This is a genomic window from Streptomyces sp. WAC03905 (genome assembly GCF_057371075.1).
Map to the genome: position 1 here is coordinate 210834 of NZ_JBXYDZ010000002.1, position 12618 is coordinate 223451.

The following is a 12618-nucleotide window of genomic DNA, read 5'->3' on the forward strand; positions in this document are numbered from 1 at the left end:
AGCCCTGGTCAAGCATGGAGTTAGGACGTTACGACGGCGGGCTCTGGGAGCGTGCGGAAAGCGATGATTTCGGCGAATGGGATCCGGGCCTGGAGACAGTGGTGGAGCTGGCCGAGCATGCGGTTGAAGAGGTGCCGCAGCGCCTGCCCGTACCAGTCCCCGCCGGTCCGTGGGTGTCGGCGCCGGCCGAGCCGCTGAGGAAGGCAAAAGCCCAGAGGTGGCCGACGTATTTGAGCCGGTAGTCCTTGACGTACCCACGTCCGAGTAGTGGCGGTTGCTGGAAGCGCGGGTGGTGGGGGCAGCGCCCGCGTGTGTCTTTAGCCCTCCGGCGCTGGCGAACCGAGTGCGGTCGTCGCCGATCTCAGCGAGGATCCGTGCGCCGATCTGGGATCCGCTGCCGGAGAAGCTCAGCATAATCGTGGCGTCGGGATGAGCTCGGAAACCCCCCTCCGTGGCTTCGCTGAGATCGGCGACTGCTGCGCAGGCAGTGTCCAGCTGCGAAGCAGAGCCGCAGCCTGCTTGCCTATCGTGTCTTCGACCAGCGGGACGTTGAACGGGGCTTCCCGGCGAAAGACGTGCTGCAGTCGCTCGGCATCGGCTTCAATGTTGATGCGGCGGTCGACCCGCTTCATCATCGCCGTCATGCGCCAGAGCGGCAGCTTGGCAGCCAGCGAAGGCGTGGGTGCCACCAGCAGCCAGGATCCGGCCAGCGTCCGGGCGGGACAGACCGCCCTGCTTGTCGTCGAACGCATCCAGGAACGCAGGGAAGTACTCACGCAGCATGGCACGGAGCTGGTTGCAGACCTGCTGCTGGTTCCAGACCGCGTCCTGCTGTGCTCGGCCCAGGACGGGCACGTCCTGGGCCAATTCGGTGTCGGCGGCCAGCGGTCAGTGCATCGGCATGTCCGTGCGGATGATGTTGGCGAACACGAGCGCGTCGCCGGGGTCAGACTTCTTGCGGCTCACCCCGTGGCGGTCGCGGTAGCGGGAAGCTGCCATCGGGTTGACCGCGATCATCTGCCGAGGCCCCTGCCTCAGCGTCGCGACCAGCAGGCCACGGCTGGTTGCGGTCGCCACCGGGATCGGCGCCTCGGCGGTGTCCTGTGCTCGGCCAGGAAATCCAGTGGCAGGCGGTAGCCGTCGAGGTCGTCGCCGATGCGGCACTGCTCCAGCAGCTTGCCGGTGCCGTAGATGAGCACTGTACGTCGTGATTCCGCCCAGTCGATCCCGCAGAACACGTTCAAGAATCCCGCCCGTTCGCCGATGCTGTTGTCGAACGCCAGCACACGGGCCCCACGGTGCACATTCAACAGCGGCCCGTGGCGTCGGTGCAAAGCACCACTTCGTCTCTGCGGCCTGGCTTCTCGCCGGGCCTGGCCACTCGTAACCTTAGGACGCCTGGTGGCCTGCTAAATTAGCATCGCTTGGTCTACTATAATCTGCCCTCGCGGCCCGGCTACACCATCATGGATTTTCCGCCGCTGCACGCTCGCCAGGTGCGGGCAGCCAGACGTAATCAAGTGAGTTCCACAACCGGTCTCTCAAGCCGTAGCCGCGTGCAAAGACTGCGAGCAGTTCTAGGGTCGGCAACGCGCGTGAGGAGCGTAAAAACGCACGCCCCTACGTGCAGACGGCCAGCAACCGAGTGGACCGACAGGTTGGTGTCCGGGGTATTGCATCTGCCTACCAATCCTTGAGCCGAGCAATCGCAGCCTGCCCGGCTCGCCGCGGCTATCAACGCATAGGCGCCCTGCTGGTGCCGCTAGCCTAGTGATCTGGTTCGGAGATGCGTGAGCAGTGGCGGCAGATCTGGTTGAGGGTCTGGTCGGCGGTCTTGGTCCACTTGAAGGGCCGGCGTCGTCGTTCCAGACCTTGATCCAGCCTTCGAGTGCGGTTTTGAGGTCGTTGGGTGAGCAGAACACTCCGCGCTCCAGGCAGCGCTGTTCCAGCTTGGCGAACCACCGCTCGACCTGGTTGATCCACGACGAGTAGGTGGGGGTGAAGTGGAGCTGGAACCGGGGGTGCGCCAGAAGCCACCTGTGCACCACCGGCGCCTTGTGGGCGGAGAGACTGTCGCAGATCACGTGGACCGCCAGGCTCTTGTCGGTCTGGCGGTCGATCTCGTCGAGGAAGTCCCGGAAGTCCACTGCCCGGTGCTGCGCGGACAGTTTCGTGATCACTTTGCCCGTCGCGGTGTTCAGGGCGGCGAACAGGTCGACGGCGCCGTGCCGGACGTAGTCGAAACTGCGCCGCTCGGGCACCCCCGGGATCATGGGCAGCACCGGCGCGGTCCGCTGAAGGGCCTGGATCTGCGGTTTCTCGTCCACCGCGAAGACCACCGCGTTCGCCGGCGGAGCGAGATACAGGCCGACGACGTCGCGGATCTTCTCGATCAGGAACGGGTCCGGGGAGATCTTGAAGGTCTCGGTCCGCCACGGCTGGAGGCCGAAGGCATGCCAGATCCGCAGCACACTGGCTGGCGAGATGCCCACGGCCTTGGCCAGTTCCCGCTTGGACCAGTGCGTCCCGCCAGGAGAGGTTTCCTCCAGGGTGCGGACCACCACCTCTTCCACCTGGGCGTCGGTGATGGTCCGCGGGACCCCGGGCCGCGGTTCGTCCGCGAGTCCATCGAGCCGGTCTCGCAGGAACCGGGCCCGCCACTTCGCGACGGTGCCCCGGTCCACTCCCAGCCGGGCGGCCACCGCCAGGTTCGGCCCACCCACCGCGCACGCCAGCACGATCCTCGCCCGCAGAGCCAGACCCTGCGCGGTCGCCCGACGCCTGACCCAGTTGCTCAACACCTGCCACCCGGCCCCCCGCGAATTGGTACGCAAAGCAACTCACGTGCTGCCGAATCAACTCACAACCAAATCACCAGGTAGGGAAGGCGTGGGCTCGGCGTTTCCTTGGCGAACCGCTATGCATCGGGCTCGTCTCGCCGCTGAGGGGCCGGCAAGGCCTGGTGAACTCGGTTCGTTCGTTCATTTTGGCGAATAGCAGGCTGAACGATTGTCGCCCGTGAGGACCACGCTGCTCCCGGACAGGGCGGTAGCCGAGATCCGGACAGGCGCCCCGATAGTGGGCAAATGCCTCAACTCCACTGTCGGCGAGGGCTATGAACCGATATGCGTGCTTCAGCCGCGTCGGACAGGGCTCGAGCCCAGCTCTCGGACGTTTGCCGAACTGAACCAGTCCCAGTCGGCAAACATTTGTCACGGACCGCTCTCATCTGCCGTCTGCTACCACGTAGGCCACCGTCCGTGCTCAGCCCATACCACAATGCAGGCCAATCGTCAATGTCCGTAGTTGCGGGAAATCAATTCCAACAGCACAAATGAGCCAATAGAGCAAGGATTACTCACGAGCTGACCTGCTATCAGGTGCAGGATCTCTAAGCGTTCTGCCCAACGATGCCTCCACCTCCCTCCTGCAGTGGCCAGCGAGATGCTGCTCGTGATCGAGAATGGTGTCCTGACGTGGAGCAATGTGGTCCCATTTAACCGAGCCGCTTAATGCGAGTATGCGCCGCGCCTGGCGCAACTTTCTGTCCCACCTCCCTTCACCTTGACGCCGAAGTGCAGCCGATAAGTCAAACCGCAGAGCAATTTTCGCACGCACTACTTACAGCGGAGCGGACCCTCGGCGTGCGCATTTGCTTAGCTGGTTGGCAAGTCCGCTCTTCCGCGGCGGGTGAATTGCTAGCAATATATTTTTACATTTAGCTGTAGGCGTCGACCTGAGCAAGTCTAGGCAAGAATAAGAATGGGAGCTATTGTGACAGGTCATTCCTGCTCGCCAGAACGCAGCCGTATCGAGAGCACCTTGGGCCCTTACGCAACCAACGAAGCTGAGCATCTCGCCTTAGGTGGCAACTTGCAGATTGATAGTGGCACATCATTAGCTGCTGCGCGCAATCACTTTTCGGCGCTCGACCATAAGGTTTACTTAGATACTGCAACTATTGGTTTGGTCTCGCGCTTCTCTGCGAAAACAGTCACATCATATCTTGACCGGGTCACACTCTGCCCGGCTCGGACCGGCACGGAGCATCATCAACAGCTATCTGCATTACGCGCTTCGGCAAGATCCAGCATATCTAGATTAATCGGATGCGATTCAGATGATATTGCACTGTTAGAGAATGCCAGCCAAGGGCTCGCTGTAGCCGCTCAAGCCTTACCCCTAAACCAAGGTGATGAGGTAATATACAGCGATTTAGAGTTTGTGCAGATGGGGGCGGTGTGGAGCCAAATAGAGTCTCGGCAAGGGATTTCTGTTAATATTCTGAAGAATGAATCAGGGAGAGTAAGCGCAGACTCGATCCTGAAGGCCATAAATAAGCACACGCGTGTCGTTGCGATCAGCTCCGTTCAGTGGACTCACGGGTTCCGTGCCGATTTAGAAACGATTTCAGAGATTTGTAAAAATCGAGGCATTTGGCTTCTAGTGGACGCAGCTCAGCACATAGGGTCCATTCCATTCAATGTGGCCGAATGCCCGGTAGATCTCCTCGTTTGCGGTGGGCATAAATGGCTGAATTCGCCCTTCGGGGCGGGTTTTCTGTATATTTCGCCAGCCATTCGCGAGTACTTACGTGCTCCCATATCCGGATTCTTTGCTGCTGCACCTCCAGCGCCCACATGGGGTGATGCTTTCAAAAATCCAGAATTTATTCCTCACGGCAATCTAAAATTCGAGAACACCGCTCGCCTATTCGAAAGCGGCGGCACGGGAAATTTTATTGGGGCCGTGGCGTTAGGGGCATCAGCGGAGTTTGCGCTCAAACTAGGTTTGAGCGCAATCTCGGAGCACATCATCAATCTCACAAATCGACTTATCGAGGGACTCGATCGACTTTCCATTAAGGTTGTCTCCCCACGCGAGGAGATCGCGAGGTCCGGCATCGTGGCGTTTGATCTCAACGGCGCTTCATCGAATGTTGCCCTGTCGGAGTATCTGGCAGATGTTGGAATTGCCGTCAGCGTCCGCTATACATCTGGCGTCGGTGGAATACGAGTATCATGTCACTATTTCAACAACGTTGATGACATCGAGCTTCTCTTAGCAGCCGTGTCACAGTGGAAAAAATCACGCTCTGAATGACAGAGGGTATGCATAGTTAGTTGCCATCAGGCGGCGCATTTTTGACACGCCGCCCGAACGCCGTTGAACACTAGTGTGGTCCTGCCTTCATCTACGGCTAAGTAGGTGAAATCAATTTACTTTTCTCGTTGCAGAACGGATTAAGCAGTGACATTTAATTTGATTGACCACTTACGAAACATGGCTCTGCGGGCGCCCCAAAAGGTTGCCTTCTCAGACGGTCTGCGCATAGTTACGTACTCTGATCTTTGGCGTCGTACAGGATGCCTCGGCGGCAATCTGGTTGACCTTGGTCTTACACGCGGCACCAGTGTGGCGATTCTTTTGCCTAACAGTGTGGAGTTGGTCCAAGGCTATCTAGGAATCCTCCGAGCGGAGTGCGTGGGCGTTGCCCTCAGCATGCATTCCTCTGACGCTGAAATCAAAAATATACTTGATGACTGTGACGCCAAAGTTGTAATCACTGATACTGCTAATTCCGACAGGGTTATGCGCGTACGACCGGAGGCGCAGATCCTGGTCACCGGAGATTCCTTCGAGGAATTCTGCACTACAGACCCACGGTCCTCAGCTCCCGATTGCCTTGGCCCAGATGAGCCTGCTTGGATTTTCTATTCTTCCGGAACCACTGGAACACCTAAGGGAATCGTTTCTAGCCAACGCGGCTATCTGACATCAGCCACGGGTTCTTATATCCATCCTTTGGGCCTAACAGCGGAAGATAGGTTGCTATGCCCAGTCCCACTCCATCACGCCTTTGGTTTCGGAGTGGGACTGGTCTCTGTACTTATGAGTGGCGCAAGTGCCAGGTTCATTACAAGCTTCTCTCCTGTGGATATAAAGGAAGCTCTGGAGCGGGAATGCAGTACGATCTTGATCGGCGTCCCTACCATTTTCCAACAAATTGTCCTGAATTCGCAAGGAGAAGATCAAAACTGGGCTGTTACTTTGCCTTCGCTGCGCGCGTGCATTACTGCCGGCGCCAAGTGTTCTGCCGCCTTGGTGGAATCAGCTGAGGACACACTTGGAGTTAACCTATTCGATGGGTACGGCGCAAGCGAGGTGAGCGGACTGTTTACCGCGCATCGGTCGGTTGGAGATCGAGTCACTGGGTCCTGTGGCTCCGCAATCGAAGGCCTGCGTTTGCGCATCACAGACCCGCAAACAGGGCAAGACCTCGCTGATGGAGAAGAAGGCGAAGTGTGGGCCGCCGGCCCGATGGTAATGATCGGTTATCATAAAAAGCCTGACCTGACGGCGGAAGTTTTCTCGGGAGAATGGTATAGGACTGGGGATTTGGCCCGCCGCGAATCTTCGGGTCAGCTCGTTATAACCGGGCGCCTCAAAGAGATAATTATCTGTGCTGGAGAGAACATAGTTCCCGATGAGGTGGAGCACGTTCTTCAGCGGATGCCCGGAGTTCTCGATGCGGCAGTCGTGGGGCTTCCCCACGATGAGTTGGGCGAAATCCCGATAGCTGTTGTTGTACCTGCCTCTGATGCCTTTGATCCCGAAGTACTGATTTCGGGCTGTCGAGCGGAACTTTCTTACTTCAAGGTCCCCCACGAAATATATCAAGTTACCAGCATCGCCCGGACTGCGTCCGGTAAAGTTCGCCGGAAAATTGTTCAGGAAGGTTTACGTGACACCAGTCTGACCAAAATAGCTCCCAGACTGCGTGTTGAGGAAGTTCATTCTTCCTATGGAATAGATCAGGAGTTAGCACTCCTCCGGGTAATTCTAGATCAAATCGACGGTAAGGTTGACCCTGATCTAACTTTCACCGCGATCGGCGTAAATTCTTTGTCATTGGTGCGGCTGCGGGATCGTCTGGTTGAAGCTACAGGAGTTGTTTTTCCCACGGCGGCTATTTTCAACCACCCCACCCCTCGCCTCTTGGCGAATTTTTTATTTCGGCGCCTCATGGGATCGCAGGAGAATTGCCACGAACAGGGCGGAGACTCCCCTGATTCCAGTGCCTCACTTGGAAGGGAAGGGGATGAGAACGAGCCCATAGCTATCGTGGGAATGGCCTGCCGCTTCCCGGGAGATGCACAATCGCCTTCAGGCCTATGGGACATTGTTTCTCGAGGCGGGAGTGCAATTGAATCGTTTCCATCGGATCGCGGCTGGAATATGGAGAAATTATTCGATTCCAACCCGAGTAGCACTGGAACGACCTACGTCCGTCGCGGTGGCTTCCTGCATGACGCAGCGCGCTTTGATGCGCCGTTCTTTGGCATCTCGCCGCGTGAGGCATTGGCTATGGACCCGCAGCAGCGATTGTTACTAGAGGTTGCCTGGGAGAGTTTAGAGAACGCCGCTATTCTTCCAGAAACATTGCGGAGTAGCTCCACAGGTGTGTTTTTCGGGACCTGGTCGCAAGGCTATGGCACTGGTCCGGAGGCTGCAGGGCATGAAGATTTCACCTTGACAGGGACAGCCACCAGTGTAGCTTCCGGTCGTGTTGCGTATCAGCTAGGTCTCGTGGGCCCGGCCCTGACGGTGGATACGGCATGCTCTTCGTCTCTGGTTGCATTACATCTGGCAGTTCAATCTCTCCGGTCCGGTGAGTCTTCAATGGCTCTGGCGGGCGGTGCCACAGTTATGGCTTCGCCGCAAACCTTCGTTGAGTTCTCTCGACAGCGGGGCCTGGCTCCTGACGGACGGTGTAAGGCATTTGCCGCCGCGGCCGACGGAACGAGCTTTAGCGAGGGGGTAGGCGTACTCGTATTGGAGCCCCTTTCGCAGGCTCGACGCCGTGGGCACTCTGTACTGGCTGTGATTAGAGGGAGCGCAAGCAATCAGGATGGTTCCAGCAATGGTCTGACTGCCCCTAACGGGCTATCGCAGGAGAATTTGATCCGTGCGGCTTTGGTTGATGCGGGGCTTTCGCCTGCTGATGTGGATGTGGTGGAGGCGCACGGTACGGGTACGGCATTGGGTGATCCGATCGAGGCTGGAGCGCTGTTGGCGACGTACGGCCAGGAGCGTCCGGTGGCTGCGGACGGTGCCGTCCGGCCTTTGTATCTGGGTTCGCTGAAGTCGAATATCGGTCATGCGCAGGCGGCCGCCGGCGTGGGCGGCGTGATCAAAATGGTTATGGCTATGCAGCATGGGGTGATGCCCAAGACTCTGCATGTCGACTCGCCGTCAGGGCACGTCGACTGGGATTCCGGCGCGGTGGAGCTTCTGACTGAGGAGCGGGAATGGCCGGAGTACGGACGTCCCCGTCGTGCCGGTGTTTCGTCATTCGGCATCTCGGGAACGAATGCACACGTCATCCTGGAGCAGGCTCCTGCCGAGCCAACGGCGACCCATCTGACTAATCGCGATGAAAGGATAGTGTCCGATGACGCCGCTCGCAACGCTGGTCATCTGGTGCCATGGGCGGTATCTGGGCGCGGACGCGAATCCTTGCGTGCACAGGCGCGGAACCTAGCGCGCTATACGGCTGGTGAGGTCGACACATTAGGCGTCGCACGGACGTTGGCGCTATCGCGTACCGCCTTCCCTGACCGGGCCGTGGTGCTGGAAAGCGACCACGCTGTTCGTGTTGCAGCCCTGGACGCACTGGCAGCAGGTGCCTCGCACCCAGCCTTGGTGACTGGCAGAACTGCTACCGAAACGGCACGCACAGTCTGGGTTTTTCCCGGACAGGGCGCCCAGTGGGTAGGCATGGGCCGGGACCTACTCGATGAATCCCCGTGGTTTGCAAAGGAGATCGCCCGCATCGCCTTGGTGCTTGCGCCATATGTGGACTGGTCGTTGGACGAGGTACTGCGCGGCGATGGTCCGCACGCAATGCTACAGCGAGTTGATGTGGTGCAGCCGGCATCGTTCGCCGTGGCAGTGGCTCTAGCGGGACTGTGGTCCCGTGCCGGAGTGACACCTGATGCCGTGGTGGGTCACTCCCAGGGAGAAATTGCCGCCGCTTATGTGGCCGGCATTCTCTCGCTGGAGGATGCAGTTCGAATCGTGGCTGTGCGGTCCCAGCTCATTGCCTCCGACCTGGCCGGAAGCGGAGCCATGACCTGGGTTTCGACTCCTGCCGACCAGGTGCAACGATGGCTAGAGGCACAGCCTTACTCAGTTTTGTCCGTCGCAGCGGTCAATGCCCCGGCATCCACTGTGGTCGCTGGGGAAGTTACTGCGCTCGAAAGCCTCGAAGCCCTGGCGACCCAAACTGGAGCCAGGGTGCGACGCATACCAGTCGACTATGCCAGTCATAGTCCGCAAGTCGACACCGTCTCAGTACCATTGCGGGATGCCCTAGCCGGGATAAGCCCGCAGCGAGGCCGTATTCCGATGCTGTCCACCGTTTCTGGCGCATGGTTGAAGGGTCCAGAGGTGGGTGCTAATTACTGGGTCGAGAACCTTCGCCAAACGGTACGATTCGACCGTGCAATTGACCAACTCATCCAAACTGGGCATAACACCTTCGTAGAGTGCAGTCCTCACCCGGTCCTGATTCAGCCCATCGAAGAAGTTGCAGACGCCTGCAAGCAGGACGTCGTAGCATTGTGCACGCTCCGCCGAGAGCGAGGGAGCTGGAAAGAATTTCTCACACAGGCGTCTACAGCCTGGGCAAATGGTACCTCCCTCGCGTGGTCTGAAATTCTTCCTGTTGCCGAACCAGCCGTTGTTCCCACCTACGCCTTCCAACACCGGGATTATTGGCTGCCCTACGGACAAAACCCTGGTGATGCGGCGGGCGCTGGATTGGATGGAGCAGGGCATCCACTATTGGCAGCTGTGGTGGAACTCCCCGATGGTTCAGTGGCGCTCTCTGGCCGACTTTCTATGGAATGCTCGCCTTGGATCTCTGATCATTCGGTGTTCGGAACGGTACTGCTGCCCGGAACTGCTTTCGTAGACCTCGCGCTGAAAGCCGGGGAGCGGACGAACTGCCCGCAACTAGCCGAGCTCAATCTTCTTGTACCTCTCGTGGTGCCTCCAGTAGGGGATCTTCAGTTACGCGTTGTGGTTGGCGCACCCGACGAAAGAGGGAATCGGACCTTTTCCGTTCACTCTCGGCCCGGAACTGCAGAGCCACAATCCGGTATATGGACCGAGCACGCAACGGGGCTTCTGGAGGTCGGACCAGTTAACACCCCCAGCCTTTTCCCGCAGCATTGGCCCCCGGCGGGGGCTGTGAGCGTAAATCTTGAGCGCTTTTACGAACGCGCGGCCGATTATGGCTACGGTTACGGGCCGACCTTCCAAGGACTGAGGCAGGCCTGGACCGAAAACGGTTCGATCTTCGCGGAAGTCGTGCTCGATTCTGAGAGAAGCTTCATTACTGGGTCCTTCGTGTTCCCCCCGGCACTACTCGACGCTGCTTTGCACGCGCTACTTCCTGAGATATTCGTTCGTAGCGGTGAAACAGTCCTTCCTTTTGCCTGGGCTGGTGTTCAAGTTCACACCAATGCCAACGCGGCAGACTCATTAAGAGCCGCATTTAGCCCGATCGGTGACAACACGTGGTCGCTTCACGTGGCCGACCCGTCTGGCCGGACCGTTTTGACCGCCAATGCGGTGACCACTCGCCCCGTCGCCGTTGAAGCGTTACGCCGAATCGAGCGAGGGAATGCCCACCGTCTATTCGAATTGCAGTGGGTTCGGCTTCGTTCTAATAGAAATTCTACTGCCGGAGATCAGACTTTACTGGGCCGCGTTGCACAGGTCGGTGGGCTAGGCGCCGACGTAGGGGTTTTTCCTGCCGCTAACTATGACAACCTGATGGAACTCGGCAGAGCACTTGACGAAGGTGCGCCGGTCCCGTTGGTGCTGGTGGCTGGCCTCGCAGCTGAGCCGAACTCTGGCCTGAATGGCACGCATGCTGCGATGGAAAATGCAGTGCGGTTCATCCAGGGATTTCTGGCAGATGCCAGGCTCTCGACGAGTCAGCTTGTCGTCTTGACCCGCCAGGCGACTGGTGGTTCTAGTACACCAATCAATTTGTCCCACGCCGCGGTATGGGGTCTATTGGGGACTGCGCAGAGCGAGAACCCGGACCGTATCATCTTATTGGACCTGGACGAAGACGAAGCGCCCGAAAACTGGCTCGAAACAGCCTTGGCTGCGGCCGAACCACAGTATGCTATACGGGGGGGGGAATTCCTGGTCCCGCGGCTTACCCATGCCAACGCCCCGTCGACTCGGACCGAAGCCGGCCAGCAGGGTCGGCCCATTCTGAGCGCGGACGGCACCGTTCTCATCACGGGTGGCACCGGTTTACTCGGCTGCTTGGTCGCGCGTCATCTGGTGGTCAACCATGGCGTGAGGCATCTGCTGCTGGCCAGCCGTCGCGGTCCTGAGGCGAGCGGCGCTCAGCAATTGGTAGCCGATCTGCAAGCTCTCGGAGCGACGGTGACTGTGGCGTCTTGCGATGTCGCCGACCGCGCGGCCGTCTCATCTCTGCTGGATTCGGTTTCGTCCGATCACCCTCTGACGGGGCTCGTGCACACGGCGGGTGTTCTCGAGGACGCCACCATCACCTCGATGACTGTTGATCAAATTGCTACAGTATTCGGGCCAAAGGCTGACGCAGCATGGAATCTGCATGAGCTGACACAGGACTTGAACTTGTCGATGTTTGTTCTCTATTCCTCCGCCGCGGGTGTCCTGGGAACTGCGGGCCAAGGAATCTATGCCGCAGCTAACAGCTATCTCGACGCCCTTGCCACGCACCGTCGGCAGGCCGGGCTCCCTGGGCTCGCTCTGGCCTGGGGTCTCTGGGAAGAAGCCAGTGAAATGAGCGGCCATCTGAGCGACACAGATTTGCATCGGATGAAGCGAAACGGCCTCGTCTCTATTCCCTCCGAAACCGGCATGACGCTCTTCGACCAGGCCCTCCACCATGGCGGACCTGCGCTGCTACCAACCGGCTTGGACGTCGGCGTATTGCGTAACCAGCCTGAGCAAATACCGGCAATTTTGCGCGACCTGGTGCCTCCGCGCAGTGGCAGTTCCGCGGCTAAGCAGCCTGTTCAGGGCGAGTTCAATCTCGTCAGCGCTCTGAATGCGATGGCCGGCGAGGATCGTCCCGCCTTCGTGCTAGATCTGGTGATTCGTGAGGCTGCCGCCGTCCTAGGATATGAGCAGAAGGACCTAATCACTGGTCATGCATTCAAGGACCTTGGGTTCGATTCGCTAACGGCCCTGGAACTCCGCAACCGACTCAATGCTATGACCGGGTTGAAAATGCCTTCTACCCTGCTATTTGACCACCCCACGCCGAACCGTCTTGCGCATTATCTACAGCAGAAATTGGTCCTGAATAGTGCAGCAAAAAGCAGTGCGCCTGCTGTTATGACTCAGCTAGCCCAAATTAAGGAAGTGATCAGTACTACAGTTCCAGGCTCAAGCGAGATTGACGCGATCCGAGATATCCTTTCGGAAATCCAGTCAATGCTGGGTGAGAGCGAACTGGATAAAGATCTCGCCGAACTGGGGCTTGCCACCGACGAGGAGCTGATCGCGCTTCTCGACGAACCGACACAAGGAAGCTAA

Annotated in this window: 2 protein-coding genes and 2 pseudogenes; 2 read left to right on the forward strand and 2 right to left on the reverse strand. The window is 58.8% G+C overall.

Features of this window, described 5'->3' with window-relative positions; genetic code table 11:
- Positions 1-20: 20 nt before the first annotated feature.
- Both AC2RP6_RS01750 and AC2RP6_RS01755 read right to left on the reverse strand, forming a co-directional pair.
- A pseudogene (locus AC2RP6_RS01750) lies at positions 21-1244 on the reverse strand (IS110 family transposase).
- A gap of 523 nt (positions 1245-1767) precedes the next feature.
- A pseudogene (locus AC2RP6_RS01755) lies at positions 1768-2834 on the reverse strand (IS630 family transposase).
- A 928-nt stretch (positions 2835-3762) separates the two neighbouring features.
- On the opposite strand from AC2RP6_RS01755, the gene AC2RP6_RS01760 reads away from it, so the two are divergent.
- Both AC2RP6_RS01760 and AC2RP6_RS01765 read left to right on the forward strand, forming a co-directional pair.
- Entirely contained in the window at positions 3763-5103 is a 1341-nt protein-coding gene (locus tag AC2RP6_RS01760) for an aminotransferase class V-fold PLP-dependent enzyme (protein WP_486444458.1), read from the forward strand.
- A gap of 180 nt (positions 5104-5283) precedes the next feature.
- Positions 5284-12618 carry a type I polyketide synthase gene (locus AC2RP6_RS01765; RefSeq protein ID WP_486444459.1) on the forward strand — a complete coding sequence of 2445 codons (7335 nt, stop codon included), beginning with the start codon at positions 5284-5286 and terminating at the stop codon, positions 12616-12618.

Excerpts from the sequence above, each read along its gene's own strand:
- AC2RP6_RS01760 (WP_486444458.1), top strand. The coding sequence starts at position 3,763 with ATGGGAGCTATTGTGACAGGTCATTCCTGCTCGCCAGAACGCAGCCGT.
- AC2RP6_RS01765 (WP_486444459.1), top strand. The coding sequence starts at position 5,284 with ATGGCTCTGCGGGCGCCCCAAAAGGTTGCCTTCTCAGACGGTCTGCGC.